The 15,103-nt window shown below is 74.8% G+C and carries 18 protein-coding genes; 7 read left to right on the plus strand and 11 right to left on the minus strand.

Annotated elements, in window-relative coordinates; translation table 11 throughout:
* Window positions 1-21: 21 nt before the first annotated feature.
* From ACI793_RS11915 to moeZ, 6 genes are all read right to left on the minus strand, one after another.
* Window positions 22-753 (minus strand): biosynthetic peptidoglycan transglycosylase, encoded by a 732-nt coding sequence (locus ACI793_RS11915; RefSeq protein WP_456606580.1) that lies wholly within the window; start codon window positions 751-753, stop codon window positions 22-24.
* A gap of 4 nt (window positions 754-757) precedes the next feature.
* The gene (locus ACI793_RS11920) at window positions 758-1,153 is read right to left on the minus strand and encodes an MGMT family protein (protein WP_456606581.1); all 396 of its coding nucleotides are present in this window, start codon (window positions 1,151-1,153) and stop codon (window positions 758-760) included.
* A 36-nt stretch (window positions 1,154-1,189) separates the two neighbouring features.
* On the minus strand, window positions 1,190-2,014 hold the full coding sequence (locus ACI793_RS11925) for a hypothetical protein (RefSeq protein ID WP_456606582.1): 825 nt from the start codon (window positions 2,012-2,014) through the stop codon (window positions 1,190-1,192).
* On the minus strand, window positions 2,011-2,625 hold the full coding sequence (locus tag ACI793_RS11930; protein ID WP_456606583.1) for an RNA polymerase sigma factor: 615 nt from the start codon (window positions 2,623-2,625) through the stop codon (window positions 2,011-2,013). Before ACI793_RS11930 ends, ACI793_RS11925 begins: the two co-directional genes overlap by 4 nt.
* Before the next feature lie 67 nt (window positions 2,626-2,692).
* Window positions 2,693-3,274: a TIGR03086 family metal-binding protein gene (locus tag ACI793_RS11935; RefSeq protein ID WP_456606584.1), complete on the minus strand. Its 582-nt coding sequence runs from the start codon at window positions 3,272-3,274 to the stop codon at window positions 2,693-2,695.
* Between the two features lie 125 nt (window positions 3,275-3,399).
* Window positions 3,400-4,560: an adenylyltransferase/sulfurtransferase MoeZ gene (gene moeZ / locus ACI793_RS11940; RefSeq protein ID WP_456606585.1), complete on the minus strand. Its 1,161-nt coding sequence runs from the start codon at window positions 4,558-4,560 to the stop codon at window positions 3,400-3,402.
* Window positions 4,561-4,762: 202 nt separating this feature from the next.
* Between moeZ and ACI793_RS11945 the strand changes: the two genes are divergently transcribed.
* Window positions 4,763-5,068, plus strand: a complete 306-nt coding sequence (locus tag ACI793_RS11945) for an endonuclease domain-containing protein (RefSeq protein ID WP_456606586.1) — start codon at window positions 4,763-4,765, stop codon at window positions 5,066-5,068.
* 46 nt (window positions 5,069-5,114) lie between these two features.
* Here the strand turns inward: ACI793_RS11945 and ACI793_RS11950 are convergent, their stop codons facing one another.
* On the minus strand, window positions 5,115-6,050 hold the full coding sequence (locus ACI793_RS11950) for a DUF3152 domain-containing protein (RefSeq protein ID WP_456606587.1): 936 nt from the start codon (window positions 6,048-6,050) through the stop codon (window positions 5,115-5,117).
* Window positions 6,051-6,171: 121 nt separating this feature from the next.
* Window positions 6,172-7,203, minus strand: coding sequence for an alpha/beta fold hydrolase (locus ACI793_RS11955; RefSeq protein ID WP_456606588.1), 1,032 nt, complete (start codon window positions 7,201-7,203; stop codon window positions 6,172-6,174).
* Between the two features lie 71 nt (window positions 7,204-7,274).
* On the opposite strand from ACI793_RS11955, the gene ACI793_RS11960 reads away from it, so the two are divergent.
* Both ACI793_RS11960 and ACI793_RS11965 read left to right on the plus strand, forming a co-directional pair.
* The gene (locus ACI793_RS11960) at window positions 7,275-7,922 is read left to right on the plus strand and encodes a TetR/AcrR family transcriptional regulator (RefSeq protein WP_456606589.1); all 648 of its coding nucleotides are present in this window, start codon (window positions 7,275-7,277) and stop codon (window positions 7,920-7,922) included.
* Between the two features lie 95 nt (window positions 7,923-8,017).
* Window positions 8,018-8,257, plus strand: coding sequence for a DUF3107 domain-containing protein (locus ACI793_RS11965; RefSeq protein WP_456606590.1), 240 nt, complete (start codon window positions 8,018-8,020; stop codon window positions 8,255-8,257).
* A 52-nt stretch (window positions 8,258-8,309) separates the two neighbouring features.
* Here ACI793_RS11965 and ACI793_RS11970 read toward each other — a convergent pair whose 3' ends face one another.
* Entirely contained in the window at window positions 8,310-8,960 is a 651-nt protein-coding gene (locus tag ACI793_RS11970) for a ferritin-like fold-containing protein (protein WP_456606591.1), read from the minus strand.
* 448 nt (window positions 8,961-9,408) lie between these two features.
* Between ACI793_RS11970 and ACI793_RS11975 the strand changes: the two genes are divergently transcribed.
* The 4 genes from ACI793_RS11975 to ACI793_RS11990 are packed head-to-tail and all read left to right on the plus strand — an operon-like array spanning window position 9,409 to window position 13,926.
* Window positions 9,409-10,968: a DEAD/DEAH box helicase gene (locus tag ACI793_RS11975; protein ID WP_456606592.1), complete on the plus strand. Its 1,560-nt coding sequence runs from the start codon at window positions 9,409-9,411 to the stop codon at window positions 10,966-10,968.
* On the plus strand, window positions 10,968-12,101 hold the full coding sequence (locus tag ACI793_RS11980; RefSeq protein WP_456606593.1) for an outer membrane protein assembly factor BamB family protein: 1,134 nt from the start codon (window positions 10,968-10,970) through the stop codon (window positions 12,099-12,101). The genes ACI793_RS11975 and ACI793_RS11980 overlap by 1 nt, the downstream gene beginning before the upstream one ends.
* A gap of 44 nt (window positions 12,102-12,145) precedes the next feature.
* Window positions 12,146-13,060, plus strand: a complete 915-nt coding sequence (locus ACI793_RS11985) for an alpha/beta fold hydrolase (RefSeq protein ID WP_456606594.1) — start codon at window positions 12,146-12,148, stop codon at window positions 13,058-13,060.
* Window positions 13,057-13,926 carry an oxygenase MpaB family protein gene (locus ACI793_RS11990; RefSeq protein ID WP_456606595.1) on the plus strand — a complete coding sequence of 290 codons (870 nt, stop codon included), beginning with the start codon at window positions 13,057-13,059 and terminating at the stop codon, window positions 13,924-13,926. The genes ACI793_RS11985 and ACI793_RS11990 overlap by 4 nt, the downstream gene beginning before the upstream one ends.
* On the opposite strand, the gene ACI793_RS11995 is transcribed toward ACI793_RS11990, so the two are convergent.
* Both ACI793_RS11995 and ACI793_RS12000 read right to left on the minus strand, forming a co-directional pair.
* On the minus strand, window positions 13,916-14,236 hold the full coding sequence (locus ACI793_RS11995; RefSeq protein WP_456606596.1) for a hypothetical protein: 321 nt from the start codon (window positions 14,234-14,236) through the stop codon (window positions 13,916-13,918). The genes ACI793_RS11990 and ACI793_RS11995 overlap by 11 nt on opposite strands.
* Window positions 14,233-15,087, minus strand: a complete 855-nt coding sequence (locus ACI793_RS12000; protein ID WP_456606597.1) for a RecB family exonuclease — start codon at window positions 15,085-15,087, stop codon at window positions 14,233-14,235. Before ACI793_RS12000 ends, ACI793_RS11995 begins: the two co-directional genes overlap by 4 nt.
* Window positions 15,088-15,103: the final 16 nt, after the last annotated feature.

The raw sequence follows: 15,103 nt of genomic DNA on the forward strand, positions 1-15,103 counted from the left end.
GGCCCGCCGCTGCCGGGCGGGTCAGCCGGCCAGCCGCCACGAGGCCCCGGCGATCCGGTCGGCGTCCCCGCGCTCCAGCGTGCCGACGTCGACCAGCCGGTCCAGCACGTGCGCCTGCCGGGCCTTCGCCAGCTCGGGGTGGACCAGCGGGTCGTAGGCGCTCGGCGCCTGGACGAGGCCGACGAGCACCGTCGCCTGTGCCCAGTCCAGCTCGGCCGGCGCCAGCCCGAAGTAGCCCTGCGCCGCCGCAGCGACGCCGTAGAACCCGTGCCCGAAGTAGGCGGCGTCGAGGTACATCCGGAGGATGTCCTGATTGCTCCAGGCCCGGTCGATCTTCAGCGCCAGGACGACCGCGCGGGCCTTGGCCAGCGGGTCGGTGGCGCCGTCCTCGTAGACGACGCGGGCCAGCTGCTGGTGCAGCGTGGATCCCCCGCGGTCGGTACCGCTGACGAGGCCGAGCGGAGCCCGGAGCGCACCGCGCCAGTCGATGCCGACGTGGTCGGCGAAGTGGCTGTCCTCGGTGGCCAGCAGGGCCGCGGCGACCCGCGGGGGGATCTCCTCGCCGAGCGGCGTCCCGGCGTACGCGGCCAGCCGGGCGTCCACCCGGTCGCGGGCGTCGGCCACGCCCGGCGTGGCGGCCCACGCGGCGCCCAGCGCGAGGAGGGCGACCACCAGCAGCGCGACCGCGGCACGGCGGAGCGCGCGGAGTCGTCGGCTGGGCGGGGCGGAGCGCTGCTGCGTCAGGTTCGGCACCCTCTCATCCGATCGTCCGGGACCGTCCTCGCGCGTCCTCCCGGTGGGCGATCTTGCTCGATCCCCCGTCATCCCTGGGGACGACGTCCGTGTCGCGGTCCGGCCAGCCCACGGTGGAGAGGTCGATCCGGCCGTTGCGCACCGGCACTCCCTCGAGGGCGAGCAGCTCCAGCTGCCGCGCGCGCACCGGCTCGGCGGCGGTGCCGTCGGCGCGCACCACCCGGAACCAGGGCACCGCTCCCCCGCCGGAGCTCAGCGCCCGGGCCACCCGGCGCGGCCCGACGCCGACGAGGCGGCCGATGGCCCCGTAGGTGCTCACCCGCCCGCGCGGGATCTGTTCCACGGCGTCGAAGACGGCCTCGTCCACGTCGAGCGCGGTCCGGGAGTCGGGGGCAGCCACCGGCAGATCATGGCAACCCGGCCCCGCGGGAGGCGGTCAGTCCTCGGGTGCCGAGTCCCGATCCCAGTCCAGGGACACCGAGTCCGGGTCGACGACCCGATCCCCGTCCGCACTCGTGACCACCAGTTCGGCCAGGCCGGCGGTGGTCACGGTGGTGGGCCACCAGGCGGCCCACAGACCCGACTGCACCGTCGCCGTGATGCGGGTGCCGTCGGTCAGGCGCAGTCCGACGCCGGTCACGTCCGGCCCGGCCGCGCCGTAGGCCGACTCGACGGCGCTCGGGGGCTGCATCTGCGACGGACCACCCATCAGCAGCACGTCCTGGCCATCCGGGAGCAGCACCGGGCGGTCGTAGACCGTGCCCCACGTCTGCTGGACGGCGTCCCCGTCCCCGCGGATGCCCGCGAGGGCCACGAGCGGATCGGTCTCCGTGCCGCTGCCGGGCGAGAGGTCCAGGCAGAAGGTGAGGTCGCCCCGGCGGTCGACCAGCACCTCGCGCCCGGCGGCTGCGCCCGGGTCGGGTGCCACGCCCTCGATGCCCACACCAGCACCGGTCAGGTCGGTGCACTGCGAGGCCCACAGCTCGATGTCACCGCTGGGCGGAGGCGTGAGGCCGGGGCCGGTCTCGGGCATCGCCGTCCAGCTGCCGTAGTCCGGCGGTGCGGACGGGTCGCCGGTGGCCAGCACCGTCGCGGAGACCGCGGCGGCCGTGGCCAGGAGCGCGAAGCCGGTCCGCCGTACCACCGGCCGCCGCACGAACCCGGCCGTCGGGACAGCCGACGTCCGGCCCGCCTCGCTGACGAGCAGCGCGCGGATCGCCTGATGCCGCTCGGGGGACATGGGGGTGAGGGTCTGGCTCATGGGGTCTCCATCCGGAGCAGGGATCCCGGCCGGTCGCCGGGAGAAGGGGCGAAGGGGTCGACGGCCTCGCGCAGCCGCGCGCGAGCCCGGGACAGCCGGGACCGCACGGTGCCGACCGGGACGTCCAGAGCCAGCGCCGCGGACTCGTAGTCCAGCCCCTGCCAGAGGCAGAGGGTGAGGACCTCCTGGTCGGTGCGCCGCAGCCCGCGCATCGCCTCGTGCAGCCGGGCCAGCTGCCGCTCGTCGTCGAGTCGCCCCGCGACGTCGTCGGCGTGGTCGGGAGCGCTCTGGTCGGCGGCCGCCAGCCGCTCCATCGCCCGCCGGTGCCGCGCGGTCGTCCGCCAGCGCCGCTGCACGGTGCGGTTGGCGATGCCGTAGAGCCAGGGCAGGGCGCTGTCCGCGATCAGTTCGACGTCGGACCGCCGCCGCCACGCTTCCAGGAAGACGACCGACACCAGGTCGTCGGCCGCCTCCAGCGAGCCGGTCCGGCGGGCGCAGTAGCTGCGGATCCGCTCCGCGTGCCGGTCGAACAGGATGCCGAAGGCCTCCGGTTCACCGTGGACGGCCTGCTGCCACAGCTCACGGTCGTCGGGCTGGTCGATGTCGCCCACACCCCTCTGTGCCCGCAGGGGTCGACCGAGTTCCCGAACCAGCGCAACCGTTCTACGGCTGTGCTCCTCAGTCCTCCTTGCGACCGAACCGGGCCAGCAGCCGGGTCTGGGCGTCCGCCCCCGCCGGCACGTCCAGCGGCGGGTCGAAGAACCCGGGGACGCCGTCGGCGGGCAGCTGCTCGGCCAGCACCAGCGCCGCGGTCACCAGGTCGCCGTCCAGCTCGGTGTCCTCACCGGTCGCCCGGGCGAGGTCCCAGGCGTGCACGGTGAGATCGGCGGTCATCTCGAGGGCGTACTGGGCCGCCGGGGTGGGTCCGCGCTCGAGGTGGACGGTGCGCGTCATGGCGTCGTCCTCGGCGAACGCCGCCAGGGAGCCGTCCGCGGCGGTCTCCCAGGCGGTGAAGGGGTCCTCGCCCAGCAGGTCGGACGTGTCGTCCGGGAACCGCCCCTCGGCGTAGGGCTCGCCGGCCAGCAGCGGCGGGGCCCACAGCTGCTCGCTCACCAGGTGCGCGACCAGGTCGGCGACCGTCCAGCCGGGCAGCGCCTCGTCCTCCCACTGGTCGGGGTCGACGGCGTCCACCCGGTCGGTGAACACCGCCTGGGCGCGCTGGAAGAGTGCGAGCAGCTCGACGGGCGGGTACCGGTCCATGCCGCCAGTGAACATGCCCTCGGTGAACATCCCCGGAACTCGGCATGCCGTGTCGGCGCCCGGCTGCGGCAGGTACGACGACGGCCCGGTCACTCTCGCGGGAGTGACCGGGCCGTCGGTGTGCCCTAGTAGGTGGGCAGCGTCTTGTCGATGCGCGTGGCCCAGGAGGTCACGCCACCCTGCACGTGGACGGCGTCCTTGAAGCCGGCCGCCTTGATCGCGGCGAGCGCCTCGGCGGAACGGACACCGGTCTTGCAGTGCAGCACGATCGGCTTGTCCTGCGGCAGCGTCGCCAGCGCCCGGCCGGAGAGGATCTCGTCCTTGGGGATCAGCGTCGCGCCGGGGATCGAGACGATCTCGTACTCGTTGGGCTCCCGGACGTCGATCAGCTCGAAGTCCTTGCCGGCGTCCATCATGTCCTTGAGCTCGTCGACGGTGATCGTCGAACCGGCCGCCGCCTCCTGGGCCTCGACCGAGACGACGCCGCAGAAGTTGTCGTAGTCGATGAGCCCGGTGATCGGCTCGCCCTCGGGGTCCTTGCGCACCTTGATCTCGCGGAAGGTCATCTCCAGGGCGTCGTAGACCATCAGCCGGCCCAGCAGCGTGTCGCCGATGCCGGTGATGAGCTTGACCGCCTCGGTGGCCTGGATCGCACCGACGGTGGCGCAGAGGACGCCGAGCACACCGCCCTCGGCGCAGCTGGGCACCATGCCGGGCGGCGGCGGGACCGGGTACAGGTCGCGGTAGTTCGGGCCGTGGTCGTTCCAGAAGACCGACACCTGACCGTCGAAGCGGTAGATCGAGCCCCACACGTAGGGCTTGTTCAGCAGCACGCACGCGTCGTTGACCAGGTAGCGCGTGGCGAAGTTGTCCGTGCCGTCGACGATGAGGTCGTACTGGCTGAAGATCTCCATGACGTTGTCGTTGTCCAGCCGCGTCTCGTGCAGCCGGACGTCGATGAGCGGGTTGATCTCCTTGATGGAGTCACGCGCGCTCTGCGCCTTGGACCGGCCGACGTCGGACTGCCCGTGGATGATCTGGCGCTGCAGGTTGGACTCGTCGACGGTGTCGAACTCGACGATGCCCAGCGTGCCCACACCGGCCGCGGCCAGGTACATGAGCACCGGCGAGCCGAGGCCTCCGGCGCCGACGGCGAGCACCTTGGCGTTCTTGAGCCGCTTCTGCCCGTCCATGCCCACGTCGGGGATGATCAGGTGGCGGCTGTAGCGGCGGACCTCGTCGATGGACAGGTCGGCGGCGGGCTCCACCAGGGGTGGCAGGGACACGATCGCTCCTCGTTCGGTCGACAGCGGCCCGGGACGCAGGCCGTCGTTCACGCGGCACAACAGCGTGCCAGCCGCGCCGATTCCCCCCGGCACGCACCCGTCCTCCGCCGGCGCGCGACCCGCTGTCGACCGCGGTCTTCGGCACCGCCCGAGCGCAGACGAGAGGTGGCCTTCCCGCACTCGATGGACCTGTGGACGGACGGTGCTGCGGGTCCTCCTGCGCGGGGAAGGCCTGGCTCCCGTCCCGCAGTTCGTGGTGCGGGACGCGGACGACCGGTTCGTGGCCCGGGTCGATCTCGCCTTCCCCGCCCAGCGCGTGGCGGTCGAGTACGACGGCGCCCGGCACGGCCGCCCGGGACAGCCTGCCCATGACCGGCGACGGCTCAACGCGCTGGTGGCCGCGGGCTGGCGAGTGGTGCACCTGACCGCCGCGGACCTGCACGATCCGGACGGGGCGATCGCCTCCGTCCGTGCGGTCCTACGCGAGCGCGGGCTTCGGCACCTCTGACGGCGCGTCGACAGGGGCCGTTCCCCGCGCTCGACGAGACGCCCGCCTAGGGGTACGGCCAGGCGTTCCTGGTGCAGCCCTGGAGGCCGAGCGTCTGCTGCTGCATGACCGGGGCGAGCTGACCGGCAGCCGGGCAGGGCTCGTGCCCGTTGCCCAGCGCGTGGCCCACCTCGTGGTTGACGACGTACCGCCGGTAGGTGGCGAGGTCGCCGTCGTAGTGCGGGACGGCGGTCGCCCAGCGGGCCAGGTTGATGACCGCGCGCTCGCCGTAGCGGCAGGACGTGTAACCGCCGGTGCCCACGCCCGGGCAGTAGATCTCCATGCTTCCCGGGCTGACCAGCGACACGCGGAACTCGTACTCGCCCGCCGCTGCCTCCGCGGCGCCGACCCGCTGGAAGGACATCCGGCCGCCGCTGCCCCAGGAGCGCGGGTCGCCCAGCGTCTCTTCGACGGCCTCGGCGAACCCCGGACCGTCGACGTCGATGCCGTCCTCGATCTCGACCACGAAGCGCCGCAGCGGTCCGGTGCCGTACACCGACGAGCTCCCGTCGACGACGGAGACGGTCCCGGCGCCCCGCTCCACGTAGGCCGCGGGGTTCGCCGGTGCCGGCAGCTGGCTCGGCTCGGCGTCCCCCTGCGCGGGCGCGTCGGACGGGCGGCCGTCGTCGGGCAGCGGGAGGACCGACGGGGTCGGCGCCCCGGCCACGCTGCTGGTTCCGACGGGGTCGGTGCCGGCCTCCGTGGGCCCGTCGAGGGCGATGTCGACCAGGGCGGCGAGCGTGGCCAGGGTCAGCAGCGGGATGGCGTAGGCGCGCCAGCCGTACCGGCGCACGAAGCCGCGGACGGGACCGTCGGTCGAGACCCGTGTGCGGGCCCTGCCGGGGTCGGGTGCGGCGACCAGCGGTCCGGTGCGGCCCCGGGCCGGCGGGCGGCCCGGACGACCCCGGAGGTCGGTCCGGCCGTCGGTGCGGCGATCCGGCACTCCCGACCTCCCTGGCCTTCCGATCGACGATCCGGCCCAGGGTCTCACGCTGCGTGGCGTGTCGGCCGCAGCCGGAGACATCCGGCGTCCTCGACCGCCGGACAGCGCGCCTCGAGCACGCTCACCCGCCGGGCAGCGTCTCGAGCATGCCGAGCACGGCACGCGCCGTCGGCTCGGGCGCCTCGAGCATCGCCACGTGGCCGATGTCCTCGAACACCCGCAGCCGCGCGTCGGGGATCGCCGCCGCCAGCTTCGGGGCCAGCGCCGGATCGACCAGCCGGTCCCGGCCACCCCAGACGACCAGCACCGGCTGCTGCAGCGCCGCGGCCAGGCGCCAGGCGTTGGCCCGGCCCACGCGCAGATAGGAGACGATCAGTGCCCGCATGCTGCCGGCCAGCGCGCGGTCGGCCCACGGCTGCTCCGCGCGGATGCGCATCTCCTCGACCGCCTGCTCGACCCGCTCCCTCGGCACCCGGTCGGGCCGGCCGAAGCACATCCGGATCATCGACCGCACGTTCTGCTCGGGGGTCACACCGGCCAGGCGGCGCTCGGCCAGGGTCATCGATCCCGGCAGCAGCAGGAGCAGCAGCGCCTTGCTGAAGGCCGGTGGCACCCGGTAGACCGGCATCGCCGGCGAGATCAGCGTCAGGGACCCCACCAGATCGGGCCGGCGAGCGGCGACGACCAGGCTGACCAGGCCGCCGAGCGAGTTGCCCAGCAGGTGCACCGGCCGGCCCTCGGCCTGGCCCGGCTGCCGGCGGATGTGCTCCAGGACGTCGACGACGGCTCGGACGTGACCGCGGATCGAGTACCGCCCCCGCGGCGGCGGCCGGGAGTGCCCGAACCCGGGGAGGTCGATGGACCACCCCTCCAGGCGGACGGCCAGCAGCCCCGCCAGGTCGGTCCAGTTGGTCGATGCGCCACCCAGACCGTGCACGTACAGCGCACGCTCGCGGGGGGCGCCGGCCCGCTCGCCGTCGACGGGTCCGGTCCACGGCGTGCACCGGACGAAGACCTCGCCGCCGCCTACGGGGAGCTCCTGCCCCGGCCACGGCGGCCGGAGGTGTCCCACCTCCGGGAGGGGGGTCGCCGAATCAGGTGCGTCCACGAGGGACGGCGCCCCGCCGACGTCGGACCTGGGCATGTCGGGCATCGACCTCGACGGTAATCCAGCGGTGGAGCGTGTGATGCCGGGCACGAACCCGTCGGTAGCATCCCCGTGCCATGCATCCGCCATCCCCCGCGCCCGCGGCGAACCGCCGCACGGCCCGCCTCCCGCGGGGCGCCCGCCGCGTCCAGCTGCTGCGCGCGGCCCAGGACGTGTTCGTCGCCCAGGGCTTCCACGCGGCCGCCATGGACGACATCGCCGACCGCGCCGGGGTGAGCAAGCCGGTCCTCTACCAGCACTTCCCCGGCAAGCGGGAGCTGTACCTGGCGCTCTTGGAGGAGCAGGTCTCCGGGCTCGCCGACCGCGTCGCCGAGGCCATGGCCGCCACCGACAACAACCGGGCGCGGGTGGACGCGGCCGTCGGCGCCTACTTCGACTTCATCGACGCCGACGGCGAGGCCTTCCGCCTGGTGTTCGAGTCCGACCTGCGCAACGACGTCGACGTGCGGGTGATCGTCGACCGCGGCATCGGCAGGTGCGTCGAGGCCATCGCCGAGGTGATCGCCGCGGACACCGGCGCCGACCCCGAGCGGGCGCTGCTGCTGGCCTCCGGCCTGACCGGTCTGGCCGAGACCAGCGCCCGCTGGTGGCTGCCCCGCAAGGGAACCGTCTCCCGCGACGAGGCCGTGTCGCTCATGTCGGCGCTGGCGTGGCGGGGCATCTCCGGCGTCCCGCGCATCGACGGCGGCCACCCCCTCGACTGAGCGTTCGCTGTCGGCGCACCGGTTCCGGCCGTCCCCCGTCCCGCGGCTGGACTAGCGTTGGGGTCAGTCGCGCGAACCGAGGAGGCATCGCCCACGTGGAAGTCAAGATCGGCGTCCAGCACTCCCCCCGGGAGCTGGTCATCGACAGCCCCAAGACCCCTGACGAGATCGCTGCGGATGTGTCGGCAGCGATGTCCGGCACCACCAAGGACGGCCTGCTGACGCTCGTCGACGAGCGGGGGCGGCGCATCGTCGTCCCGATCGACCGCATCGCCTACGTCGAGATCGCGCAGGCCGACCAGCGCAGGGTCGGTTTCATCGCCGGCACCGCATAGCTCCGAGCACACGAGAAGGGGGCGTCTCCGCTGCGGCGGAGGCGCCCCCTTCTCATGGATTCAGGCCGAGGGCGGTCATGCGCTGGGTGTGCGCGGAGGTGATCCGTTCGATCAGCCGGCCGACGCCGGCCAGGTCACCGGTCCCGGTGATGATCAGCTCGGCCAGCCCGTCGTGCTCGGCGATGACCGCCTGCGAGCGGGTGATGGCCTCGCCGACGAGGCGCCGTCCCCAGAGCGCCAGGCGGCCGGCGAGCCGGCGGTCCGCCTCGATGGCGGCCCGCACCTCGCGGACGGCGAAGTCGGCGTGCCCGGTGTCGTCGAGCACCTCCAGCACGAGCGCCCGGTCGGGTTCGGGCAGGAAGGCCGCGATCTCGCGGTAGAAGTCCGCGGCGAGCCCGTCGCCGACGTAGGCCTTGACCAGCCCCTCGAGCCAGGTGCTCGGCCGGGTGCTCTCGTGGAAGGTGTCCAGCGCGGAGGTGAACGGCGCCATGGCCGCCGCCGGGTCGGCGCCCAGCTCGGTCAGCCGCTCGGTGAGACAGACGTGGTGGCCGATCTCGGCCGCCGCCATGCGGGCCAGGGCGGCCCGGCCGTCGAGCGTGGGGGCCAGCCGGGCGTCCTCGGCGAGCCGGTCGAAGGCGGTCAGCTCCGCGTAGGCCAGCACACCCAGCAGGTCGACGACGGCTCCGGGCTCGGGCTGGCTCACGCGGGTCTCCTCGGCTCGGGCGGGTGCAGCGCCGCTCCCCCCACGAGTGGGGCAGACCACATCATGCGTGCGGCGGGCAGAGGCTAACCGGTGCCCCGCGCTACCATGGGCGCCGGTGGGCCACACGGCTCACCGTGAACTCGTGCGCTGACGACCGTCGGACGACGCCCCACCGGGCCGTCTCCCGGGCAGGTCCCGCAGGGACGCCCGGTCATGCTGGCCGCGTCGGCGCTGGAACAGATCCCGCGACAACCGACCCGGGACAGGTCCGACGCCGCGAACGCGCCGGGACCTCTCCCCCGGCAGACCAGAGGCGAGACCGCTGACCTCCACCGAGAACGACACCCCCACCTCCGACATCCCGGCCGTCGAGCTGGAGCACGCCGAGACCGGCGCCCCCGACCCCGAGCAGCTCGAGCAGACCGTCGAGTCCCTGGGCGGCGCCCCGGTGGCGCCCGACAGCCCGCTGTTCAGCGACTTCGACGTGCACCCCGACATCGTCGCCGCGCTGGCCGAGGCCGGGATCACCCGCACCTTCGCCATCCAGGAGCTGACCCTCCCGCTCGCGCTGGCCGGCAACGACCTCATCGGCCAGGCGCGCACCGGCACCGGCAAGACCCTCGGCTTCGGCGTCCCGATGCTGCAGCGGGTCACCCCGCCGACCGAGGGCGGCGACGGCGTCCCGCAGGCGCTGGTCGTCGTCCCCACCCGTGAGCTGTGCGTGCAGGTGGCCCGCGACCTCGGCGCCGCCGGCACCAAGCGCGGCATCCGCGTCCAGGCCATCTACGGCGGCCGGGCGTTCGAGCCGCAGATCGAGGCGCTGCGCAACGGTGTCGAGGTCGTCGTCGGCACGCCGGGGCGGCTGCTCGACCTGGCCCAGCGCGGCGACCTGATTCTCGGCAAGGTCAAGGCGCTCGTCCTGGACGAGGCCGACGAGATGCTCGACCTGGGCTTCCTGCCCGACATCGAGCGGATCCTCGCGATGGTCCCCGAGAAGCGGCAGACGATGCTGTTCTCGGCCACGATGCCCGGCCCGATCGTGACCCTGTCGCGGACGTTCATGACCCAGCCGACGCACATCCGGGCGCACGGCAACGACGAGGGCTCGACGGTCCCGCAGACCACCCAGTTCATCTACCGGGCGCACAACCTGGACAAGCCCGAGCTGCTCGCCCGGGTGCTGCAGTCGCGCGACCGCGGCCTGGTGATGGTCTTCTGCCGCACCAAGCGCACCGCGCAGAAGGTCGCCGACGAGCTGGTCGACCGCGGGTTCGCCGCGGCCGCGGTCCACGGCGACCTCGGCCAGGGCGCGCGCGAGCAGGCGCTCCGGGCCTTCCGCAGCGGCAAGGTCGACGTGCTGGTCGCCACCGACGTCGCCGCCCGAGGCATCGACGTCACCGGCGTGAGTCACGTCGTGAACTACCAGTGCCCCGAGGACGAGAAGACCTACGTGCACCGCATCGGCCGCACCGGCCGGGCCGGCAGCACCGGTGTCGCGGTCACGCTGGTCGACTGGGACGACATCCCGCGCTGGCAGCTGATCAACAAGGCGCTGGACCTGGGCTTCGACGACCCGCCGGAGACCTACTCCACCTCGCCGTGGGTCTACACCGACCTGGACGTGCCCGAGGGCGCGAAGGGCCGGCTGCCGCGCTCGCAGCGCACCCGCGAGGGCCTGGAGGCCGAGACCCTCGAGGACCTCGGCGAGACCGGCAAGCGCAACCGCCCCGCGGGCGGCTCCGACAGCGGCTCCCGTCGCCGCTCCGACACCGAGCGCCCCGCCGGTGGCGAGGGCCCGGCCGGTGGCGGCAAGAGCCGGCCCCGCCGGCGCACCCGCAGCGGGAGCGACTCGGGCAGCGGCGGCGAGTCCGCGGCCCCGGCCGGGTCCGCCACGGACGGCGCGCCGCAGGCCCAGGGCGGCGAGAGCGGTGACGCCCGGCCGCGCCGTCGTCGTCGCCGTCGTGGCGGCGCCGCCCGCGGTGGCGCGGAGCCGGCCGCCGACGCCTGATGCCGAGGTGGCCGTCCCGACCGCCCCTGCGGGTGTGGCTGTGGATCGCGGCCACCCTGGCGCTCGTCGCCGTCGCGGCCCTGCTGTGGCGGAACTCCGACGCGGCGGCCACTGACAGCACCACCTCCGCACCGGCCGACGTCCTCCGGGGGACGCCGGCCGGTGCCGTGGAGCAGACATGGTCGGCCGAGGGCGACCCGGTGCCCGCCGACGTCGTCGAGGACGGCCGGGTGATCGTCGGCTGGGATCACGGCGTGCGCGCCCTGGACGCCGCGACCGGCGAGGAGGCCTGGCACTACACGCGGAGCAACGCACAGCTGTGCGGCCTGACGGTCACCGACGGCGTGGCGGTCGCGGTGTTCCGCACCGCCGGGCGCTGCGACGAGGCGGTCGGCCTGGAGGCGGGCACCGGCGTGCGGGCCTGGACCCGCAGCCTGAACCTGCGGGGCGACGCCACCCTGGGCTCCACCGCGTCGATCGTCCTGGCCAGCAGCCCGACCGGCGTCGTGACCCTCGAACCCCGCGGCAACAACGTCCGGTGGCGCGCGGGCGCGCCGGGGGGGTGCCGCTGGCTGGATGCCGTGGCCGGCAGTGCAGGCGTCGCCGTCCTGCAGCGCTGCGCGGACGCCGACGCCGTGCAGCTGCGGCTGTACGACGGCTTCGAGGGGTCCGAGCACTGGACGGTCGACGTCCCGGTGCCGGCGGGTGCGGAGGCGTCGCTGCTGGGCGCCGACGACCTCGTCGGCGTGCGAGTCCCCGGTGAGGTGCGGCTCTTCGCGCCGGCCGGTGGCGGGCTCCGGACGAGCCTGCCGGTCGCCCCCGGGGACGCGGCCGGGCAGACCTCCGCCGGGGGGCTGATGCTGGTGCGGACCGGGACCACGCTGTCGGCGATCGACCCGGCGTCGGGCGGTATCCGCTGGACCACCCCGGCGGAGGGGCTGCCGGCGGCCGCCCCGGCGGAGACGGCGGAGCTGGTCGTGCCCACGGCCGAGGGCTTCGTGCGGCTGGACCCGCTGACCGGCGCCGAGCTCGGCCGCCTGCCGGCCCCGGACGTGCCGGCCGACGGCGTCGCGGCCGCCCTCGGCCCGGTCGTGGTCCTCCGCCTGGCCGACGAGGTGCGCGGGTACCGCTGACCCCGGCGCGACACGCGCGGCGGGATCGCGGTTCACTGGGAGGCATGGTCCTGCCCGGCGGTTCCGACTCCCCGATCTCGCTCGCCATCGCTCCCGACGACCTGCGCCAGCTGGCCGCGCACGACGCCGCCGCCCGCACCTTCGACGGCGGCGCCGGGCCGCTCGCGGCCCTGGACACCGGCCCCGGCACCGAGGGCACCGTCCTCATGGTCGCGGGCTACACCGGCAGCAAGGAGGACTTCGCGCCGCTGCTCGCGCCGCTGGCCGCCTCCGGCTACCGGGTCGTGGCCCTCGACCAGCGCGGTCAGTACGAGTCCCCGGGCCCCGACGACCCCGCCCGCTACACCGTGGCCGAGCTCGCCGAGGACGTCGTCGCCGTCGCCCGCGTGCTGGGCGCGGAGGCCGGCGGCCCGGTGCACCTGCTGGGGCACAGCTTCGGTGGCCTGGTCACCCGCGCGGCGGTGCTGGCCGCGCCGGAGCTGTTCCGGTCGTTCACGCTGCTGGGCTCTGGCCCGGCCCAGCTCACCGGCGGACGCGCCGAGCTGCTGGACCACCTCGGTCCGCTGCTGGAGGCCGGTGGCGTGGCGCTGGTGCACTCGACCATGGAGCAGATGTCCATGACCGACCCGAAGGCGCAGGCCGTGCCGGCCCCCACCCGGGAGTTCTACGCCCGCCGCTTCCTGCGCAACTCCGGCGCCGGCCTCCGGGGCATGGCCGACGCGATGCTCTCCGAGCCCGACCGCGTCGAGGAGCTGAAGGCCACCGGCATGCCGGTGCTCGTCGCGCACGGCGAGGCCGACGACGCGTGGATGCCGCACGTGCAGGCGGACATGGCGAAGCGGCTGGGCGCCCGGCACGAGGTCATCAGGAACTCGATCCACTCCCCCGCCGTCGAGAACCCGCCGCGGACCATCGAGATCCTCTGCGACTTCTGGTCCAGCGTTCCGACCGCGTCGTGAGCCGGCTGCCGTCGCGGACGGACTGGACCGACGAGGAGGACCGGCTCGGGTTCTTCGGTCCGGACAGCGTGACCTGGCGGGTGCACGCCGACCCGTCGTTCTCCGTCGGCGGCCTGCGCGCGCTGCTGCTGCAGGCGCTGCACCCGGTGGCCATGGACGGCGTCGCGCAGAACTCCGTGGGGTTCACGCAGGAGCCCTGGCCGCGGCTGATCCGCACCGCCACCTACGTCGACACGCTCACCTTCGGCACCCGGACCGAGGCGGTGCGGGCGGTGGCCCGCGTACGCGGCATCCACCGCCGCCTGGGCGGCACCGAGGAGACGACCGGCCGCAGCTACCGGGTGGACGACCCCGACCTGCTGCTGTGGGTGCACTGCTGCGAGGTCGACTCCCTGCTGTCGGTCGCCCGCCGTGCCGGCGTGCCGCTGACCGACGACGACGCCGACCGCTACGTCGCCGAGCAGGTCACCGCGGCGGCGCTGGTGGGCGTGGATCCGGCCGACGTGCCCGCCTCGACCGCGGAACTGGCGGCCTACTTCGACCGGATGCAACCGGAGCTCTCCGCCACCCCGGCCGCGCGCGACGCCTGCCGGCTGGTCGTGCTGCCGCCGATGCCGACGTGGGTCCGGTACCTGACGCCGGCCCAGCCCGCGTGGGGCGGACTGGCCTCGCTGGCGGTCGCGCTGCTGCCGGTATGGGCCCGGCGGATGTACTCGCTGCCAGGTCTCGGGTTGACCGACGCCGCGGCCACCCCCGCGCTGCGGGCGTTCCGGCAGACCCTGCTCCTGCTGCCGCGCCGGGCGCAGCGCTCGCCGATCGTGTGGGCCGGCTTCGACCGGGTGGGCGCGGAGCGGCTCAGCGCCTGACGGTTCTGGTCTCCGCGACGGCCGCGAACCCCAGGAGGACGGCGACCGGCAGGAAGAACAGGCCGATGCCCTGCGCGAGCAGCAGCGACCAGACGAGCACCAGGACGGCGGCCGCCCCCGTCGCCCACACCGACCACCGCGTCCCGGCGGACCACATCGCGGCCAGGGCCAGGACGACCGGCACGCCCAGGAGCACGACCGCCCAGGCGCCGGAATCCTGCACCACGGGCACCACCAGGGCGAGCGCCACCAGCACCGCGAGACCGGTGGCCCACCGGTGCAGCCGCCCTCCGCGGGCCGGCACGGTCATCCGTCCTCGGCGAGGAAGCTCCACGGCTCCCGCGCCGGGGTGGCGGCCTGGCCCGCCGGGCAGGCCGGCCGGAAGTCGCACCAGCCGCACTGCCGACCGGGCACGACCGGGAAGGCCACGTCAGGGTCCTGCCCGTCGTCCACCGCCTGCAACGCGGCGCCGATGTCGATGGCGACGTCCTCGGCGCGGCGGGCGTGGTTGGCCAGCGACCGCTCGGTGTGCTCGAACGCCGCGACCGTCCCGGTCGGCACGTGGTGCAGCTCCACCCGGGAGCAGGGACGGCGCAGCGTGCGGCGGACGGCGAGGACGTAGAGGGCCAGCGCCTGCGAACCGCGCGCCTCGTCGTCGGTGCTGGGGTTGCGGCCGGTCTTGTAGTCGACGACCACGAGCTCCTCGCCCCGCTCGTCGATGCGGTCGACCCGCCCCGACAGCGTCATGCGCTCGGTGGTCGTGCTCACCGTGCGCTCCCGGGCCCGGGGCTCCAGCTCGGGGTCGAGGTCGGCGACGAAGTCGGTGAGCCAGCCCGCCGCGCGGGCCCGCCAGGCGTCGGACTGCTCGTCGTCGCGGAAGCCGGCCGGCGACCAGGCCGCGTACAGCAGTTGCCGGGCCGACGCGGGCGTCCGGCGCTCGACGGGCAGGTCGTACCACTGGGTGAGCACCTGGTGCAGCGCCGTCCCCACCGTGTGGTGGGCGAACCGCGGACCGCGCGGCGGGCTGGGCCGGTCGACGTTGGCGTGGCGGTAGCGCCGCGGGCAGTCCGAGAAGTCGGCCAGCGACTTGGGTGAGGCCCTGAGCAGCCGTCGCGGCATGCCCGGCAGCACGGACTGCCCGGCGTCCGAGGGGTTGCGCATGCCCGCCACGGTAGCG

This window comes from Blastococcus sp. SYSU DS0617, assembly GCF_054051075.1.